This window comes from Luteibacter sp. GL_149, from assembly GCF_057834065.1.
This window is the reverse complement of record NZ_CM174395.1, coordinates 652,324-671,352: the sequence shown is the minus strand read 5'-3', so window position 1 is coordinate 671,352 and position 19,029 is coordinate 652,324. Positions and strand designations below refer to the sequence as shown.

Sequence of the window (19,029 nt, the reverse complement as noted above, 5' to 3'; positions counted from 1 at the left end):
GGTTCCCTAGCCATGCCCGCCATCAGCTTCGAATTCTTTCCGCCGAAGACCGACGAACAGCGGGCTCAGCTCGATACCACCGTACGCAAGCTCAAGTCCCATGCGCCCGACTACGTGTCGGTGACGTTCGGGGCGGGCGGATCGACGCTTAGCTATACCGACGAGACGGTGAAACGCCTGCGCTCCGAGCATGCTCTCAGCGTCGCGCCGCATCTGAGCTGCATGGGCGGCACGCGGGCCGAGATCGCGGCCCTGCTCGATACCTACCGCGAAACCGGCTGCCGTCGCATCGTGGCGCTGCGCGGCGACCTGCCGTCGGGCATGGCGTCGCCCGGCGACTTCCGCTACGCGGCGGAGCTGGTCAGCTTTATCCGCAAGCACAGCGGCGACCACTTCCATGTGGAAGTGGCGGCGTATCCGGAGACCCATCCGCAGGCGGAAAACGCGCTGAAGGACATGCAACACTTCAAGACGAAAGTCGACGCGGGTGCGAACGGCGCGATCACGCAATACTTTTTCAATGCCGATGCGTACTTCCGCTTCGTGGACGATGCAACGAAACTGGGCGTGAACATTCCCATCGTGCCGGGCATCATGCCGATCGCGAATTTCAGCCAGTTGCAGCGTTTTTCGGAAGCGTGCGGCGCGGAGATCCCGCGCTGGATCGTGAAGCGGATGCAGGCCCATGGCGACAATGCGGCGGCGATTCGCGAACTGGCGGCCGACGTGGTGGCCGAGCTGTGCCGGCGGCTGCTGGATGGCGGAGCGCCGGGGCTACATTTTTATACGATCAATCGGGCGCGTTCTACGACGAGTGTGTTGGAGCGGTTGGGGTAAGGCGTCGCTTTTTCGTACGTGATCGCCCTAGGTTCCTGCCTGCGCAGGAACGACGACGAAGAGGGGCCGAGAGCGACGCAGAGCCTCCCCCACTTATCCACCGCGTATCGTCATTCCTGCGCAGGCAGGAATCTAGTGCGGTGCAGCCGGTTTTCGCGAGACGGCGCCACACGCTTCAAAACCGTGACACACCACGCGTGCCATTCACGCCCGATCCGATAGTCTCCGCCAGCTACCCTTGGCGAGACATCGTGACCACCCTCCTCCGCGCCACTTTCGCCATCGCCCTGCTCTGCGCGCCGGCCATCGCTCTCGCCCAGAACCCCATCCGCCGCTGCATCGGCTCCAACGGCCAACCGGTTTTCACCGACCAGCCCTGTTCGGCGATGAACGCTACCGCGGCCGTGCCGGCACCAACGGACACCCTTGCGGGAAACGCGTCCAGCGCGCCGCCACCGTTGCCCATGCTGTGCGCCAAACACGTCGCCGACCTGCGCCAGGTCATCGTCGACGCGTTCGCGACGAGGGAGGCGAACCGGATCGGCGGGGTGGTGCTGTGGGATGGGTACGGGTCCAAAGGTGCCGTGGCCGATATCCAGGTCATCGGCGCCATGCTGCGCCAGCCGCTGGTTTCCGTAGGCGGCGCCGGCGAGGATGCCGACTCGGCGTCCGAGATCGCAGTGACCACGTCGGACGCCGGCGGCAGCCGGACGTCGCGGTTCGGGATCGCCCGGCAGGCGGGCTGCCTCTGGCTTCGGCCACCGGACTGAGGGTGCCGCGCCAACCGTGTCGGGCTATTATGGGCGGTCACCTGGAGACCCCCTCATGTCGCAGAACTACCCCGAATGGATCTGGCAGAACGGCGAGATCAAGCCGTGGCGCGATGCCACCGTGCATGTCATGGCCCATGCCCTCCATTATGGTTCATCGGTTTTCGAAGGCATCCGTAGCTACGCGACGCCCGACGGCGCAGCGATTTTCCGGCTCACGGATCACCTGAAGCGTCTGTACCTCTCGGCGAAGATCTACGACATCGAGATTCCTTACACCATCGACGAGCTGGCTGCGGCCTGCCGTAACGTGGTGAAAAAGAACGACCTGCTCGCGGCGTATCTGCGTCCCGTGGCGTTCCGCGGCCTTGGCGGTTTCGGCCTGTCGGCCGAATGCCCGACCGACGTCGCAGTAGCGACCTGGCCGATGGGCCCGTACCTCGGACCCGAGGCGCTGGAAAACGGCATCGACGCCTGCGTGTCGAGCTGGCAGCGGTTCGCACCCAACACCATTCCGGCCGGCGCCAAGGCGGGCGGCAACTATCTCTCCGGCCAGCTGATCGCGCGCGAAGCGCGTCGCCTTGGCTTCGGTGAGGGTATTGCACTGGCTTCCACGGGCCTGCTCAGCGAAGGTGCGGGCGAGAATCTGTTCCTGGTATTCGACGGTGTTCTGCATACCACGCCGGCCAGCGCGTCCATCCTTGCCGGCATCACGCGCAACACGCTGATCGTGCTGGCACGCGAGGAAGGCCTGGAAGTGGTCGAGCGCGACCTGCCGCGCGAGTACCTCTATCTGGCGGACGAGATCCTGATGTGCGGCACGGCGGCGGAAGTCACGCCAATCCGTTCGGTCGACGGCAAGCAGGTCGGCAGCGGCAAGGCCGGTCCGATCACGCGTCGTTTGCAGGAGCGGTTCTTCGGGCTGTTCACCGGCGAGACGACGGATCGCTGGGGCTGGCTGGAAAAGCTCTGATCGAAAGCGGCGTCCCCACTGTCGTAGGAGCCCGCTTGCGGGCTCCTACGATTGCTGACGCGGTCTTAGCGGAAGTCGATGGTCGACACCGCGCCCGCCATTTCCGGCCGGGGACGTAGGGATACGTCCCAGCCGTACAGCTCGCACAGGCGACGCACGATCGCGAGCCCCAGACCCGCACCGCCGCCAGCAGCCCCCTCACCGCGAATACCGCGCTGGAAGAGCTTTTCGGCATCTTCGGGCTTGATGCCCGGCCCCGTGTCGAGTACATCGATGCGGCCGTCGATCACACGTACGGTGACCTTGCCCTGCATCGTGTACTTGATGGCATTGCCGATGAGATTGGTGAGCGCGACGGACAGCACCGACGCAGGCGCGTTGACGGTAACCGTATCGCCGACGATCAGCTCGATATCGATGGACTTGCCGCCTATCTGCGGACGTTGACTCTCGATGACGTCGGCCGCGACCTTGGCAACGTCGGTGCTTTCGCCACGCGTCGGTCCGCGCCGCTCGGCACGCGACAGCAATAGCAGCGCTTCGATCAGTTCGGTGGCCTGACGCGAGGCTCGCTCGATACGCTTCAGGCGCTCGCGCAGCTTGTCGGTCAGATCGGGCGAACCCTGCAGAAGCTCGGTCGTACTGGCGATAACAGCCAATGGTGTGCGCAATTCGTGGCTGACGTCGGAGTTGAATTCGCGATCCCGCTCGACGACGGCCGTAAGCCGCGTCGCGTATTCGTCCAGCGCCTGGGCCAGCTGGCCGACCTCGTCGTCCGCGAAGTGCGGCGCCAGCGGCTCCGCCTTGCCGATCTTGCGGAAATCGCGCAGACGCTTTGCCAGCTCGGTGACGGGCTTGAGCACCTTGCGCGACAGCCAGAAACCCAGCGCCAGCGAGAGCAGGCCGAACAGGAATACGGCGCCGATGACACTGATAAGCAGTTGTTGTTTGCCCAGTTCTTCGCGCGAGGCGTCGTAACGAAGGAAGCTGATGATGCCCTTGTCGCGATAGACCGCCAGTTTGTAGTGACGACGCTGGGCGGTCTCGGGATCGACCTCGTAGATGTCGTGCACGCCGGTGTCCAGCGTCTGCCACGAAAGCGGCGCCTTGTAGAGCGTGCGATCGCTGAATAGCTTGGCGGCGAGCAACTTCGACGCGATGGGCTCGCCAGGATGCGCGACGACCTGCTCGTTCGCGTAGCGGGCATCGTCCAGCAAGCTGGCGTTGACGAGCTGGTCTTCGACGCGCTCGCGGATATTGAGCGCCGCGACCGCGAACAGCGCACTCAGGCCGAAGCCGAAGAGCGCGAACGAGACGATCAGGCGGAAACGAAGCTTACGTCTGGACCGCATCCGGATCGACCATGCGGTATCCAATACCGTGACGCGTGTGGATGAGCGGCTTCTCGAACGGCTTGTCTATCGCCGCGCGAAGGCCATGGATATGGACGCGCAGCGAGTCGCTGTCCGGCAGTTCCTCGCCCCAGACACGTTGTTCCAGATCCTGCCGGGTAACCACCGACGGGCTTGCCTCCATCAGGGCCTGAAGGAGCTTGAGGCCGATGGGATTGAGCTGGATCGACTTGCCCTCGCGGTTCACCGTCAGGGTGTCGAGGTTGTAGGTAAGACCGTCGACTTTCAGCACCCGACTCTGCGGACCCTTGCCGCGCCGCGCCAGCACTTCCAGGCGGGCCGCCAGTTCCTGCAGCGCAAAGGGCTTGGTCATGTAGTCGTCCGCGCCCGACTCGAAGCCGGTGAGCTTCTGCTCCAGCGCGTCGCGCGCGGTCAGCATCAGCACCGGGGTCTGCTTGTGGGCTTCGTGCCGGAGCTTTCGCGCCACGTCGAGGCCGTCCATGCCGGGCAGCGTCAGGTCGAGCACGATGACGTCGAAGTCGTGTACCACGGCCAGATGCAGGCCGGTCACGCCGTCGCCGGCGAAATCAACCACATGGCCACGGTCTTCGAGGTAATCGCCGATGTTGGTGGCGATGTCGTTGTTGTCTTCGATCACCAGTACGCGCATGCGGCACTCCGTGGATGGCTTTGGACTCGCAGGGGCCAGTGCCCCGTATCGAGAGCATAGAGTCTAGTGTGAAGAGTGAGAATAGCGTCGTAACGCCTCAATCTTTCTTTGACTCCGCTCCTTGAGGACAAAGAAAGGCCCAGACCAGACTCTCGTCTGCCCTGGGCCCAAGCTACTGCCCCGATACCATAAGCCCGCGCGCGGATTCACAGTGGGGCATATATAGACCAGGACCGTTTAAATCGCTGTTAATGCCCTGCCTTCGCCTTGCGGCGGCGCTTCGGTCCGGGCGACGGACGCTCGGCAACCCGGGTTTCGCAGTGCGCCACGATGGCGCCGGCCACGTCGACGCCGGTGCTTTTCTCGATCCCTTCAAGGCCCGGCGACGCGTTCACTTCCAGCAGCAGGGGGCCTCGGGAGGACCGCAGCAGGTCCACGCCAGCCACTTCCAGACCAAGTGCCGAGGCGGCATGAATGGCCACCGTGCGCTCGTCGTCGGTCAGTTCGACCGCCATGGCGCTGCCGCCACGATGGAGATTGGCCCGGAACTCGCCCGGGGCCGAGGAACGCTGCATGGAGGCCACGACCTGGTCGCCGACAACGAAGCAGCGCAGATCGCTGCCATTGGCTTCGCGAATGAATTCCTGCACCAGGAAATTCGCGTACAACCCGCGGAATGCCTCGATCACGCTTTGCGATGCCGAACGCTTTTCGGCCAGCACCACGCCCTGCCCCTGCGTGCCTTCGTTGAGCTTGATGATGTGCGGCGGCTCGCCGAGCATCGCGAGCAGGTCGGACGTGTCGTCCGGTGCGTCGCCGAACGCCGTGACCGGCATGTCGATACCGCGTGCCGCCAGCAGTTGCAGGCAGCGCAGTTTGTCGCGCGCGCGCAGCACCGCGTCGGAAGGATTGGGCGTGTATACACCCATCAGTTCGAGCTGGCGCAGTACCGCCGTGCCGTAGAACGTGCTGGATGCGCCGATGCGCGGGATCACGCAGTCGACCGCGCCGAGCGGCTTGCCCTTGAAGTGGATCGCGAACGACTGCGGCGCGATGCTCATGTAGCAACGCAGCGGATCGATCACGCGCACCGTGTGCTTGCGCTTGCGCGCGGCCTCGACAAGCCGCTGCGTGGAATACAGCCGCGCGTTGCGCGACAGGATAGCGATCTTCATTTTGTTTCCGTGGCTGCACGCCGTACGGGCGACTGCGAGTAGGACAGAGAGGGGTCGACCCGGAAGCGTCCGTCGAGCGCGGTACGTCCCAGCAATAGGGGAAACAGCATATGGCGGCGATCGGTGAGATTGATCTCTGCGGAGAAACGCTCGCCGGCCAGTTCGATGTCCGCCAGGATGAACCATCGTGTGGTTACGTGACCGCCGGAATCCGTGACGGCGCGCCGACCGGTGGCGAGCGCCTCGCACGGTTCGGACAGGCCGCCCTTGCGCGTGGTGCGCACCTGGAAGCGCAGCCACGTACCGTCGGCGCGCTCGTCGACCTCGAGCCATTCGACGTGCAGCGACGAACTGCGCGCGCCAGTGTCGAGTTTGGCCTTTAGCGAAGCGATGCCGAATTGCGGAATCGCAAGACGTTCCCGCCAGCCGAGGGTGATGACATTCGCCATGAGTCTCGCGCGCTCGACCGGTGCGTTGCGGGGGGATGCGGATCGGGGGAGCGATCCGGGGAACCGCTTCGACCAGCCGCGGCAGGGAAAGCATGCCCAAGGACGAAGACGGATTCAACTGGCACGAGTAAGAACCGTATTCCACCCGTCACTTCGGTCAAGGTTCCGTGAACCGTAGACAACCGCTTCCTCGACCGGATGGACGCTCAGGAACGGGTCGCGCGTGCGGGATGTCGCGTCGACCGAGATATGCAGCGCCTCGTCCAGCACGTCTTCCAGCAGCCTCTGCCGGACCTCCCCGCCACGCCTGATGCTGCCAAGGTCGAGAAAACGAAGTCGCCGCAGCCCCAGGCCGGTGGCGAGCCGGGTCAGCGCCTCGCGGCCGGGCGCGCCCTCGCCAAGACCCACGGTAAGTACCGCCCCCGGGGGGTGCAGGGCGGATATTTCACAAGCGAGACGCTCGAAAAACACAAGAAGGCGCCCACGAGCCGTTTCGTTGTCGACCGCGGGGAATTCGGGAACCGCCAGCCGTAAAGGACGCGGGTGGCGCAGCAGCCACTCAACCCGCAGGCGGCACAGGGTGCCATGGAGATCGCCCGTGGAATCCGGACGCGCGGGATGGCGCTCGTAACGTGCAAGCAGTCCGGCGATGCAGCGGGCTTGATGACTGTTATCCATGGGGCACTCCATTGCGTGGTATTGGCAACCGGGACTGCGGAAAAGCTATCGTCCGGCTAAGGCCCGTCGTCTTCGGTTGGCGCACATGATGTCGCCAATGCCCCTCACGGATGCAGGGGCGTATCCGACAAAACGTGTAGGGGAATGCCTCGTCTCATGTTATGCCGGGGTCGGACGACCCGCCGATGACCATTCGCGCGTATCGGACACGACCAGACCGCTTTCGAGCTTTATGACGCGGTCCGCCACATGGAAATACCGGTCGTCATGACTGATGGCGATGATCGTCTTTCCTCGCCGCTTAAGTTCGGGCAACAGCGTGCAATAGAAGAAATCCCTGAAGTGGGCGTCCTGGTCCGCGGCCCACTCGTCGAAGAAAAAGATCTCCCGGTCTTCCGCGTAACACTGGAGCAGGGCCAGCCTTTTCCGTTGACCGGTCGAGAGGGTCAGCTTCGAGAGTTCGCCCTGATTCGCCTGGACGTGCGACCCGAGGCCCAATGCGGCAAGCAACGTCTGGATGCGTTCGTCCGACAGATGTCGACCGCTCGAATCCAGAACGTGCGGGAAGAGAAAGAAGTCGCCAAAGACTCCGGTGAAACGCTCTCTGTAAAGAAACGGGTCGCCGTCGAGCGGGATGCCGTCGACGGATACGCCGCCGGCATGGGGACTTAACAGGGAGCTGAGCAGTAGCAGCAATGTCGATTTGCCGCTTCCGTTTCCACCCACGACAAAGACCATGTCCCCTCGTCTGAAGTCCAGGCTGATGGGCCCCAGCGTCGGCAGCGATTCGACTTCGCCGGGATAGCTGTAGCAAACCCCGCGCAGGCTGATGCACTGCCAGTCGTCGAACGAGCGACGCTCCTTGCCTTCGGGCCGGTTTTCGGGAGCCTCCCGACCCAGGTCCAGTCCGACGCGCTCGAGATGGCGAAGACTGGCCGTACCCACGCCGACCTGTCTCGCGGCACTCACAATGAAGCCGATGGGGCCGCTGAGGAACAGCGCACCGATCACGAAACGGATGATGGTGATCTGCGACAGCCCCAAGGCCGCATAGCCCAGATACACGATCAGGAAAACCGACCCGTAGATGACCGCCGTCGACCAGGCCTCGTTGAAACCCAGCCCCGCATGAACCTGGATCATGATCCGTCTTGCACGCAGGATAGCCGGCTGCATCAATTCGTCGGTGACATAGGTTGCACGCGAAGCGTTGAGTGTCATCTCCTTCTTTCCTTCGCTGATGTAACGAAAGTATTCGAAGACTTTCTCGTTGGCCTGCCGCAACTGGTCGAATCTGGCTCGCAGTAAGCGCTCGAGCGTCAGTGAAACCACGAGCGTCGTGCACAGGAATCCAAGCAGGATACCGAGCAACTGAAGCGAAACGCTTGCCAGGTAACCCGCATACAGAATGGCCAGCAAAATATTGTAGGCAAGCAACGGTGCAACGAGTACCAGCGGGGCGATGCTTGCGATGTCCTCGATCAGCGAACCGAAGACCGCATGTTTCTTGTCGGCCAGTTTCTCGTATTCCAGATCGATGAATTTCTTCGACAGCTCGATGCGTAACTGAGCCACCAGGTTTCCGCCCAGGTTGGCCAAAAGAAACTGGGATGCCGCACTGGTAATCAGCAGCGCAACGAGCCAGCAGACGCCGATCGCGAATGGCCGTAACCCGAGCGCATGAAAACCGCCCGAAGCCAGGTTATTGATGTGGGAAAGCAGCGCCATGGTTGAAACCGCGCTCGCCGCCGAGAGAACCACCGCGCCAATCAACGAGCCCCGATACTGGCGAAGAAAGCGTTTTAAGATCATCGAATCTTCCGGCTAATTGATAAGTCGCTTCGCCCGGTGAACTTACATCGACAATTCCAGACTACAAGCGGCGGCCTGCCCCTGAAGCATCTTCGCGCATTTCTCCGAACGGTAGCCTGAGTTCGTCGGCAAGCAAACCACTACACGTCAAGGCTACGCAATTTCGGCAAATTTCATGATGCTCGTAACGTTGTCGGGATTCGACTTCTGTGATCTGGTAGTTCCAAATGCGGCCAACTCCGGCGCAAGAATGCTTATGGGGAACGCCACGACACCGAAACACCTTGGAATGAAGGTGCGGTAGTTACGCTGGCGCAAACCGTGATCTTGTGATTAGGATTGCCCGATTCGGGGATTTGTCACCGTAGAAGCGCCCACTGCGGTAAGCCGTTGTGCCATATCTGGGCGCATACCTGTAACAAACCATGGAGTACTCATATGCAGACCGACAATATCTTGGCTGGCTGGTTGAGTGGTGCCGACAGCGTAGGTGGGTATGACAACCCTGCGGGATCGCTTTACACGGAAGGTCACGCCAACACGATGGCGGCCATGACCAGCCCCGATATCGCACTCGCATCGAACTGTAGTTCCTGTACGGCCTCCAGGCCGGGTTTCTGCTGCTGATATTCAGCAGTGGCGATAGCCGTGGCTAACCCCCACGGCTATTTCTGAAACGATGAGGTGCCTACAATTCGGGAATGCCTGGAATTCAAAATGGATGAATCCCACTCGCAAAATACGTTTGCATCGATCATCGAGTACCTGACCGCCGATGCCAGGCAATCTCTCGCCAACCACATTTCTACTCAGGCAGGCCTGAGCGAAAACGAGATACGCATCGTCCAGCAGGTCGCCGACAGGGCATTGCTCGACAGTGCCGAACGAAAGCTCAATCGGGTTCTGTTGCTGGAACTGCATGCCGCGAAGCTATCCGGCCAGCTCATCGGGGCCAACGAAACGGCGAAGTTCGCGGAATTCCTCAGACAAGCCAGAACCCCCGGATTCATCGCGAAAATCGGGCAGCGCTACCCCGTACTGAAGGCGCGATTGAACCGGGTACTCGGGCAACAGAGCCAGGCGATTGTTTCCCTCGCAGCCCGCATCGCTTCGGATCGTGGCGAACTTTCCGCATTCATCGGGAGCCCCATTGGCGAGCTGCTCTCAGTGGATCTTGGCGAAGGCGACGTTCACGACGGCGGACAAACCGTCGCCAGAGTAAAATTCGCCGGCGGCACCGTGATGTACAAGCCGCGCTCGCTTCGTATCGATGCCGCGCTTGAAGGTTTCCTCGACAAACTTCTTTTCGACCAACCGGACCACATCCAGGTCCCGGCCGTGCTTGACCGGGGCGACTATGGCTGGACGCGATATGTCGAGCACACCTACTGCGTCGACGACATCGAACTCGCGGCGTTCTACCGGAACATCGGCCACTGGCTGGCGGTCATGCGCCTGCTTGGCGGCACGGACATCCACTACGAAAACCTGATTGCCTCGGGCCCCATACCTTTCGTGGTCGATGTCGAAAGCCTGTTCGTCATCGACCTGATGCCACCCTCTTCGGATAAGGGTGAGGCGGTCGATCTGGCGGAAGCATTGATTCGTTCTTCGGTACTGAGGACCGGCCTGGTGCCCTTTCGTGCTCCGGCACTCGGCTTAAGCGGCGTGGATATTTCCGCTATTGGCGCACTGCAAGGCGAACAGCCAAAAATACGCATCCCGGAAATCGTCAACCACGGAACCACCGATGCACGGGTCGGTCTGGTCAGTATCGATATCGAGATGGCCAAGAATCATCCGTGCATCAACCCGGACATATCGCGGTTCTGGGAAAACATCGTGTCCGGTTTTCGGGAACTGACCGATCGTCTGGCCCAACTCCAGCAGGACGAAAAACTGGCTCCCATGCTCGTTGCATTCGGGGGCTGCCGCATCCGGCTCATTCGCAGACCGACGCAGACCTACGTCGAAATCATGCGCATGCTCTGGCATCCGGCGTCCCTGCATGACGAACCGGCCGCCATCGAACGCGCAAGGGACTTGCTGGCGCGAAACGCAGCCGTTTCACCCGTGGCCCCCTCCGAGCCGGAAATCATCGCTTCCGAAATCGACGATATGCGTTACGGCGACATCCCCGTTTTCGCCAACGAGCTTGGCCAGGCGCAAATCGACGAAGTGTTCCAGGGCTGGCTCGACATGCGTACGGAGCTGGAAGAACTAACGATACGAGGCGCGCTCGTCACCGCGCATCTCAACACCCGCCTCAACGACGACAAGCGCTCCCCTTACGACCTGGCCGCGCGTCATCCGCACGCAGGCAACATCGATCGGCGGCGGCGGTCCATGGCGAGGAAAACGATCGAACAGCTGCTCCAGCTTTCGGTAAGAGGCCGCGACGGGACGATCACCTGGATCAGCCCCATTCTGGGACGAAGCGGCTGGACGATGCGCACGCTGCAACCCAATCTTTACGTCGGACTATCGGGCATTGCACTCGCACTGGCCGGTTACGACTATGAAATGAAGCGGGGACGCGTCGACGAAGTGACCGGCGTATCGAGCGCGCTGGATGGCGTCCTGCAAGTACTGAGAAAAGCAGAGGACGCAGAGCAACCGGAGGCCGTGGGTGGCTTTGTCGGACTAGGCTCCCAGATTCTCACATGGCTGACACTGGATGTACTCAAACCGGGGTCCGGACTGCTCGAAAACGCGGTGAAACAAGCGGCCGTCATGGAGCAATGGGATATCGAGAACGAGCGTGGCTTCGATATTCTCGAAGGCATCAGTGGCGCGGTCGTACCCCTGTTGCAGCTTGCCGAAGCCACGGGAGACGCCCGCTGGCTGGCACTCGCCGCACGAGCGGGAAAGCGTCTGGAAAGCGCCGCGATCCTCGATGAAAAGGGCGCCTGCTGGCCCGCCTCGATATTCAGCGAACCCATCGGCGGATTCGCCCACGGCGCAACCGGCACGGGCTGGGCGCTTGTCCGTCTTGGATTGAGTGCGGCCGGAAGCGCGGACGACCGGCAGCGCTGGCTTGCGCTGGCCGAGCGCGCTTTCGATTTCGAAGAATCGCTTTACGACGCCGAAGCCCGCAACTGGATCGACGTACGAAAGCCCGAGAATCGCGACTTCGCCAACACGTGGTGCCACGGCAGCGTCGGTATCGGGCTGGCCGCGTGCGATCTCTACGCGCGCACCGGCCATCCCCGCCACCTGAGCACCTTGCAGCGCGCCGTGAACGCCGCCATTCAGGGCGGCTGGGGTTACAGCCACACGTTATGCCATGGCGACCTGAGTTCGTGGGAACTACTGATGCGCGCAAGCAAGATCGATCCCGATCTGGTTCCGCCCAGCGCCATGCCCGGCATCGCGATCATTCTTTCCAGTATCGAAGAACACGGGATCGTAGGCGGCCTCGCGAGAGATGCGTTCACGCCCGGACTGATGAGCGGCATCTCCGGCTCAATCCATCAGTTGAACCGGATGCACCCCGACTGCCCGCTTCCCTCTCCGCTTTTGATGGAATATCGGGTGGGGGAGTACGTGCGGAACAAGGCCTTCGAAGGCGAGCTGGTAGCCAGCGAGTAATCTCCCTGGTGTAACGTGCAAGGCGAGAAACCAGGACAATCGTCGCCCATGCCCGGAGCACGGTTCTGGCAGCTCGTCATCGCGTAACACTAGGGGTTCTGAATGCGTCGTCGTTCCTTGCTTGCTTTATCGCTGGCGTTGTACGCCATATCAGTCATAGCGGGTACGGAACCGGGACGCCTCACGACGCGAAACCCCGACGGCTGGTTCACGCTATCGATTCCGGCAGCGCTAGCCAAGGTGCATCGTCATGCGGATGTCGACGGCGGCTTTTTCGATGGCGACGATACCGGTGCACGGATATTCGTGTCGTGGACCTATTGGACCTATGAAGCCACCCCCAATGCCCATCGCGACGGCAACGGCAACTATTCGAAAGACGCACCGTCCATGTGCCAGGGGAAACCTCAGGGCAAGCACATCGTTGTCGATGGACATCCGGGGATTGTGGAGCAATGCAAATTGTCCGCAACGACTCCTGCCTATAGCCAACAGAACTATCGCTATCGATATGCGGTTCGGTTTTCGGAACTATCAGTAGCGCAGGATGTGGACACCACGAGTGAGCCACCCGCAACGGGCGCGAAACGTGGCAGCGGCGTTTTCACTATCTACGTGGACTATCGCAATCAGGGAGACGAAGCATTGGCGAAACGCATCGCGACCTCGCTCAGATTCGTGCCTTGAACATGCATACATTGACGAAATGCGTTGCTCTTAGCCTGCTTGTTGCGTTGCCAGCTACCGGCATCGGTCCGTTGCATGCACAAACAGCCAGTGCGACGACGGCCGATCGCGAGTTCGCGGGCACCTATCAAGCGGCCGATCCTGAGCAGCCCGGCATAGGTTTTCAATTCAAAATCGCCCGGGAAAAGGGCGTGCTTCGCCTGTACGTCATTCCGGACGACATCGACTGCGATCCCATCCTGTGGCTTGCCGAAGACGGCAAGACGCCGGTCAAGGTGCGCCCTGCCTCCCCGTCAAAACTGAAACAACTGGTCGGCGACCACGCCAATCAAGTCCATGCGATCGATCTGGATGGCGTTGGAATACTTGTCCATGCCCCTGCGGGATGGCGGCTCAACGAGCATTTCGTTACACGAACCGGCTACTTCATGGCACCGGCAACCGACTCGCAAGTCATGGCCGACGCGAGGCCTGCCGACATGAAGAAAGTCGATCCCGAATCCTTGTGCCCTGCGGATAGATGGCGCAAGGCGGGGATACGCCCGATTTAGTCCAAAGGCGAAACCATTCCTTCGAACAGCGTTTTGATCGGGCGCGTGCGGTCGTGCTCGTGGTCCGCTATCTGGCGCTAATAGCAGATGCCGTAGTGAACGTAGGTTTGCGGGAATTTTACGGCGAGCGATCTGCATTACGTATCATCTTTACGGAGTGTCGCAATATCTTGCTGTCTTCGCGCAAAAAACACGTTTATTCGTGGCGCCGAGGACGTTTGAAAGCACAATGACAAATACATATGGCCGGCTAAAATCCTTCAACTTCGCTGCTGTTCTCCTCACGGCTCTCATAGCCTCAGCCCACGTACCAAGGTTGCACGCCGAAGCAGCACCTTCCACCCCGATCTGCACGGATCGCCCCACAAAGGCAAACTCGACCTGCACGGTGCCGGCAGGCAGTTGGCAGCTAGAAACGGATATCGGCGGCTACGTACGTGACAGTCAGCCAACCGTTCTGACCGAAACGGTCTATTACGCCAATCCCACCCTCAAATATGGTCTGACGGACAGCACCGATTTGCAGGTGAACTGGGCGCCCCGCATCCGCATTCAAAGCAAGGATCGAACGACGGGCGAGAGCAAAGTCTCGCGCGGCGGCGGCGACATCTACCTCCGGATTAAAACCCGCATCTTTGAAAGCGACCGGGCCAGCATCGCGCTCATCCCGTTCGTCAAGGCGCCGACAGCCGCTCGTGGCATCGGCAACGATACGTGGGAGGGCGGCATTGCCATGCCCATTGCCTTGCCGCTGTCGGGCGGGTTCTCACTCACGCTTGGCCCCGAACTGGATGTACTCGCCGACAGTGATGGATCGGGACACCACGGAGCCCTGATCAACCTGATCAACGTCTCCCATCCCGTTACAAGCCGGCTCACGCTGGCCGTCGAAGTGTGGGATTCCGTTAACCGGGATCCTTCGGGAACGGTGCGCCAGCAGTCGGCCGATGTCGCACTGACTTATCTGGTCGGCCCCGACTTTCAGCTCGATGCCGGTGCGAACTTTGGTCTGAATAGCAGCACACCCGATAGCCATATCTACCTCGGCCTGTCGCGACGGTTCTAGGTTCGATGCGGTCGGCCGCTTCCTTTGAAAGGAAAAGCGTAAGCCATAACGGTATCGGCGTAAGCCAGTTCGCAAAAATCGTGCATGCGTGGCGATGAAAACGCGTTACGTGCCTAGCATGGGCGACCGCACCCGATTCGTGCGAGATTCGTAACGGCTAACGAGGAGTTGTAATGGCTACTGTGGACTATCGCTCGGACCCGAAAATCAACGAAAAATGGAAGGCGCGTTTCGCATTTTTCGACCAGTTCGGTGCGCCGAACACACCCGAATACAAGACTGAGCTGAAGACACTTCCCTTCGGCAAGAAGATTTTGATCAACACCAACATCTGGGCGTTTTTCTTTGGCCCCATCGCCATGGCCATCATGGGCATCTGGCGCAAGGCGCTGTCGCTGCTGGGCATCATCGTCGCGGTGAGCATCGTGCTTGCCGTACTGAATGTGCCCGATGCCGCCACGCGCGGCGTAGGCGTCGCGTTTGGCTTCATGTGCGCCATCTGCACGAACTACGCGGTCTACCTCAAAAAGGTAAAGGGCCAGGATGGCTGGAACCCGTTTGAAGGTATGCGCCTCTGAGAAAACGATCAAGGCGAACCGATTCCGTAACGCGGGATCATGTGCGCCAGGGAAACCTTGAGCCCGGGTCCGGCAACGTGTCGGGCCCGGGCTTTTTCACAGGCATTACGGTCGCGCCATCAAATACTCCGCCACTGCGGAATAGGCGGGCAAGGATGTCGGGTCGTTCGCCGCATTGCCTGCGGTAGGGTGTGAGCTGAAGCGCGCGATCACCATTTGCGCGGCGGGGTCGACGTAGATCGTCTGCCCGTGAACGCCTCGGGCCATGAACGCGCCGTGTTCATTGTGCGTGACCCACCACATATCGCGGTAGCTCCAACCTTTGAGCAGGCCATAACCCGCCTTTGCAAAAGCGGCTTTGTCTCCGCCTGCACGGATGCGGTCAATCGCAGTCTTCGGCACCAGCCGCTTACCGTTAATGATGCCGCCTTCGAGCATCAATTCACCGATCCGGGCCATGTCGCGCAATCCGGCATTAAATCCTCCCCCGGCGTAAGGCGTTCCGAGAGAGTCGACGGTGTAGTAACCGTCCTGCTCGGCGCCCATGCGACTCCAGATACGCTCTGCAAGCAACTGGGCAACCGATTTACCTGTCTTGCGCGCAATGATCCAACCCATCGCATCGGTATTGATCGTCTTATAAGCAAAGGCCATCCCGTGCTCTCCTTGCTTTCGGACGGTTTTGAGATATTCCCAATAGCTCCGCGGCCCCTTGTAATCGCTGGACCGGGGGAGCGGGCTTCCCGCCGCCGAATAGGTCCAGACTTCCGCGTCGGGATCGGCATAGTCCTCGCTGTACTGAAGCCCGGTCGTCATGTCCAGCACCTGACGAACAGTGGCATCGCCGAATGCACTCTCACGCAATTCGGGCACGATGGTGTCGACGCGCGCCTTGTCGTCGATCACGCCTTCCGCGACGAGCATTTCGCCCAGCAATCCGGTCAACGACTTTGTCACCGACATCGTTCCATGCTGTCCGGCAGCGTCGAGACAGCCCGCATAACGCTCATACACCACCACGCCCTTGTGCAGGATGATGACCCCATCCGTGTAGTTTGCGTCGAACGCCTGCTGCCAGGTCATCGCTTTGCCGCCACCAAGCGGAGTAAAACGGATCGTGTCGATACCTGGATCGATCCTCCGCGCAAGCGGGACGGCCGCATCCGAACCGCGCGGCACACCCACGGTCGGCATCAGTTTGCGGAAATGACAGACCGTCCAGCGCGACTTGGGGAAAGCAAAATAGTCGCTATCGGTGAAGCGGATGACTTTGTCATCGAGGGGAGGAAAGCCCGTCATCCAGCCCAGCTTGCGCGGATCGGACTGCATAGCCGTCAATGAGGTTTCCGTCTGCGCGTGCGCGGCGAACGGCATAGATGTCGTAGCGAACCCCAACAGCCCGATCATTGCGGCAAAGGCTGATCTGAACCTTGATAACGACATTGACGAAATCTCCTGACCGCGTGAACACTCCGACATCCCGGCGTTCTTCTGGCGAAGATAAAGTTTAGTCGTCGACGATACCTTGGAACGCCACCGCCTTGTACCGGCTCTCCATCACAGTCTTCTTGTGCTGCCCCGCGCTGCCCCACTTCTTGGCGGCATCTGATCCCCCCAATACGCGGAACCAGATCATTTTGCCGCGCGCGGCAATCATTGCCGATCAAGAAGGCCACGTGCAAAGCAGGACGCGCAAGTCTTCACCGCGATGCCACCTCGACTAAGCCAGAAGAGGCAGATGCATACATTTCAATCACCCGATCAGCAGATGCGATTGTTTCAGGACGATGAGCGATAGAGATACGTGTCATCTTCAAATGATTGATAGCAGAGTTGATATACCGTTCACGAGCCGTATCAAGATGGCTGGTCGCCTCATCCAGGAGGAGAATTTGCGGCTTCGCGTAAAGTGCGCGTGCGATAAGCACACGTTGGCGCTGGCCGCCAGATAGGGAGGAACCCATATCTCCAACCAGAGTCTCATAACGCATCGGCATCGCAACGATGTCTTCGTGAATTATAGCTTGCCGCGCAGCCTCTTCAATCTGCTTTTGATCAGGTTGGTTATCGAAAAAGGCAATGTTCTCACCGACGGTCCCAGCGAAAAGCTGATCGTCTTGCATAACGGCGCCGATCATAGAGCGGTATAGCTCCAGGCCCAGCGCGCGAATGTCGATGCCGCCGACAGTGATACTGCCTTCTGTTGGCTCTATCAGGCCAAGGATTAATTTTGCGAGCGTCGATTTTCCGCACCCCGATGGGCCAGTAATCGCTACGTATTCGCCAACAGCAATCGTGAAGTCAACATTCCGGAAGACCCATGGATCATCTGACGCGTAACGGAAACCGACTCCGCGGGCAACGATAGTCGGCTCGGGCGTAGACCCTCTCCAAGTACCATGCAGAAACTTCTCCGGTTCGACTAGAACGATATCCGCAAGTCGTTCAGCGTGCATTTTTAACATCCGGAATTCGACGGCCTTATCCACCAACCGCCCAACCTTGGTCGCAAACTGATCTGCATAGGCAACATACGCCACCAACATGCCCGCCGTGAATGTGCCCCGGATGGTAAGCCACGCGCCCAACGCGATCAGTAGTAGTCGCTGAACTCCGAAGACACCTTGGTTCGCGGCACCGAAGATTAACCCAAGCCGCTGGCTTTTCATGTCTCGCTCGGTCGCCTCTATAGTTGCGCTGGCAAGGCGTGCCGAACGCTCGGCGCTCTTATTACCTAGCTTGATCGACTGGATACCACGAACAGATTCCATCAGCTCGGACTGCTGACGTGCGCCGTAAATGATCTGCTCTTCATTAATGAGCCGAAGGGCGCGGAAGTTGACCCAACGCAAAATGGCATAAATGGCAAATCCGAGGAGCACAATGAGCGACAGTAGCGGACTGTAGATCAGAAGAATCACCAACGTCAGGCAACCAGTCATGCCGTCCAGCGCTGCTTCCACAAAGCTTCCGGTGATGGTCGACTGAATCATGCGGGCAGATGAGAAACGAGATACCACGTCACCCATATGACGCCGCTGGAAGTACTCCATGGGGAGCCGCAGGAGATGCTGGAAGATGTTCGAAATCCACTGAATGTTGATCGTCGCTCCCAACCAAGTGATGACGTAAGCTCGCGCAACGCTCAGCCCCATGTGGATACCAACGACTATGGCAAACATTGCCGATACCAACCAAAGAAGGTTGATATCTTGCGAAAGTAATATCTGATCGAGTACCCACTGCGCCTGGAACGGGATGATCATGGCAAGTAGCTCAATAGCTAGCGCCAACCCAAACGCTTGAGCGACGCTCCGTTTCAGGCCCGTGATCTTGCCAACCAAAGTACGTAGCGAAACCGTACGCCGTTCAGTTACAGGAGCAAAGCCCTCGACAGGGGCAAGCTCGATGACAATGCCGGTGAAGTGTTTACTGACCTCATCCAACGGCATGGTGTAGCCGCCTCTCGCGGGATCAAGTATCTCGAGCCCCTTTCGCCCCACTCGATTAAGCACCACGAAATGTGCAAGATCCCAATGTAGAATGCATGGCATCTTGGTCGAAGGTAAGTACTCCAGCTCCGCACGCAATGGGCGCGCCGACAACCGCATCTGACTCGCGATCTGCATCAGCCGCGACAAGCTCGCGCCCTTGATTGAGATGCCAAATCTGAGCCGCGCTGTCGCTAAGTCGATATCGTAACCATGAGATCCCGCGACCATCACTAGGCAGGCAAGTGCGCACTCCGCCGCCTCAGTCTGCATAACCAGCCTCGTGCGTTTCCGAGACCAAGCCTCTTCTTTCGATGCACCATCAGCCATAGTCGATCCAATAAGACGT

18 protein-coding genes are annotated in these 19,029 nt (G+C 60.3%); 9 read left to right on the top strand and 9 right to left on the bottom strand.

What is annotated here, in order from left to right; genetic code table 11:
- The first annotated feature begins 12 nt into the window (after positions 1–12).
- The 3 genes from metF to AC3IR3_RS03040 all read left to right on the top strand — a co-directional run bounded on the left by metF (position 13) and on the right by AC3IR3_RS03040 (position 2,580).
- Entirely contained in the window at positions 13–837 is an 825-nt protein-coding gene (gene metF, locus AC3IR3_RS03050; protein ID WP_132142188.1) for a methylenetetrahydrofolate reductase [NAD(P)H], read from the top strand.
- Between the two features lie 251 nt (positions 838–1,088).
- On the top strand, positions 1,089–1,607 hold the full coding sequence (locus tag AC3IR3_RS03045) for a DUF4124 domain-containing protein (RefSeq protein WP_489195556.1): 519 nt from the start codon (positions 1,089–1,091) through the stop codon (positions 1,605–1,607).
- 55 nt (positions 1,608–1,662) lie between these two features.
- A complete protein-coding gene (locus tag AC3IR3_RS03040) occupies positions 1,663–2,580 on the top strand; it encodes a branched-chain amino acid transaminase (RefSeq protein ID WP_489195555.1) in 918 nt (305 codons plus the stop codon).
- Between the two features lie 65 nt (positions 2,581–2,645).
- Here the strand turns inward: AC3IR3_RS03040 and AC3IR3_RS03035 are convergent, their stop codons facing one another.
- From AC3IR3_RS03035 to AC3IR3_RS03010, 6 genes are all read right to left on the bottom strand, one after another.
- Entirely contained in the window at positions 2,646–3,932 is a 1,287-nt protein-coding gene (locus AC3IR3_RS03035) for a sensor histidine kinase (RefSeq protein WP_489195554.1), read from the bottom strand.
- Positions 3,916–4,602 carry a response regulator transcription factor gene (locus AC3IR3_RS03030; RefSeq protein ID WP_132142191.1) on the bottom strand — a complete coding sequence of 229 codons (687 nt, stop codon included), beginning with the start codon at positions 4,600–4,602 and terminating at the stop codon, positions 3,916–3,918. Before AC3IR3_RS03030 ends, AC3IR3_RS03035 begins: the two co-directional genes overlap by 17 nt.
- A gap of 248 nt (positions 4,603–4,850) precedes the next feature.
- On the bottom strand, positions 4,851–5,777 hold the full coding sequence (gene rimK, locus AC3IR3_RS03025; protein ID WP_489195553.1) for a 30S ribosomal protein S6--L-glutamate ligase: 927 nt from the start codon (positions 5,775–5,777) through the stop codon (positions 4,851–4,853).
- The gene (locus AC3IR3_RS03020; protein ID WP_489195552.1) at positions 5,774–6,226 is read right to left on the bottom strand and encodes an ATP-dependent zinc protease family protein; all 453 of its coding nucleotides are present in this window, start codon (positions 6,224–6,226) and stop codon (positions 5,774–5,776) included. The genes rimK and AC3IR3_RS03020 overlap by 4 nt, the downstream gene beginning before the upstream one ends.
- Positions 6,227–6,340: 114 nt before the next feature.
- The gene (locus AC3IR3_RS03015) at positions 6,341–6,904 is read right to left on the bottom strand and encodes a hypothetical protein (RefSeq protein ID WP_489195551.1); all 564 of its coding nucleotides are present in this window, start codon (positions 6,902–6,904) and stop codon (positions 6,341–6,343) included.
- 159 nt (positions 6,905–7,063) lie between these two features.
- Positions 7,064–8,716 carry a cyclic peptide export ABC transporter gene (locus tag AC3IR3_RS03010; protein WP_489195550.1) on the bottom strand — a complete coding sequence of 551 codons (1,653 nt, stop codon included), beginning with the start codon at positions 8,714–8,716 and terminating at the stop codon, positions 7,064–7,066.
- A gap of 438 nt (positions 8,717–9,154) precedes the next feature.
- Between AC3IR3_RS03010 and AC3IR3_RS03005 the strand changes: the two genes are divergently transcribed.
- The 6 genes from AC3IR3_RS03005 to AC3IR3_RS02980 all read left to right on the top strand — a co-directional run bounded on the left by AC3IR3_RS03005 (position 9,155) and on the right by AC3IR3_RS02980 (position 15,189).
- Positions 9,155–9,343, top strand: coding sequence for a DUF6229 family protein (locus AC3IR3_RS03005; RefSeq protein WP_489195549.1), 189 nt, complete (start codon positions 9,155–9,157; stop codon positions 9,341–9,343).
- Between the two features lie 90 nt (positions 9,344–9,433).
- Entirely contained in the window at positions 9,434–12,307 is a 2,874-nt protein-coding gene (locus AC3IR3_RS03000) for a type 2 lanthipeptide synthetase LanM family protein (protein ID WP_489195548.1), read from the top strand.
- Positions 12,308–12,409: 102 nt separating this feature from the next.
- Positions 12,410–12,994 (top strand): hypothetical protein, encoded by a 585-nt coding sequence (locus AC3IR3_RS02995; protein WP_489195547.1) that lies wholly within the window; start codon positions 12,410–12,412, stop codon positions 12,992–12,994.
- A 2-nt stretch (positions 12,995–12,996) separates the two neighbouring features.
- Entirely contained in the window at positions 12,997–13,545 is a 549-nt protein-coding gene (locus tag AC3IR3_RS02990) for a hypothetical protein (protein WP_489195546.1), read from the top strand.
- Positions 13,546–13,774: 229 nt separating this feature from the next.
- Positions 13,775–14,611, top strand: coding sequence for a transporter (locus AC3IR3_RS02985; protein WP_489195545.1), 837 nt, complete (start codon positions 13,775–13,777; stop codon positions 14,609–14,611).
- Between the two features lie 173 nt (positions 14,612–14,784).
- Complete coding sequence (locus AC3IR3_RS02980; protein WP_489195544.1) at positions 14,785–15,189, top strand: DUF2628 domain-containing protein; 405 nt, start codon at positions 14,785–14,787, stop codon at positions 15,187–15,189.
- Between the two features lie 105 nt (positions 15,190–15,294).
- Here the strand turns inward: AC3IR3_RS02980 and AC3IR3_RS02975 are convergent, their stop codons facing one another.
- The 3 genes from AC3IR3_RS02975 to AC3IR3_RS02965 form a co-directional block, all read right to left on the bottom strand.
- Complete coding sequence (locus AC3IR3_RS02975; protein WP_489195543.1) at positions 15,295–16,632, bottom strand: serine hydrolase domain-containing protein; 1,338 nt, start codon at positions 16,630–16,632, stop codon at positions 15,295–15,297.
- 64 nt (positions 16,633–16,696) lie between these two features.
- Positions 16,697–16,846, bottom strand: a complete 150-nt coding sequence (locus AC3IR3_RS02970) for a hypothetical protein (RefSeq protein ID WP_489195542.1) — start codon at positions 16,844–16,846, stop codon at positions 16,697–16,699.
- Between the two features lie 43 nt (positions 16,847–16,889).
- Entirely contained in the window at positions 16,890–18,953 is a 2,064-nt protein-coding gene (locus tag AC3IR3_RS02965; RefSeq protein WP_489195541.1) for a peptidase domain-containing ABC transporter, read from the bottom strand.
- Positions 18,954–19,029: the final 76 nt, after the last annotated feature.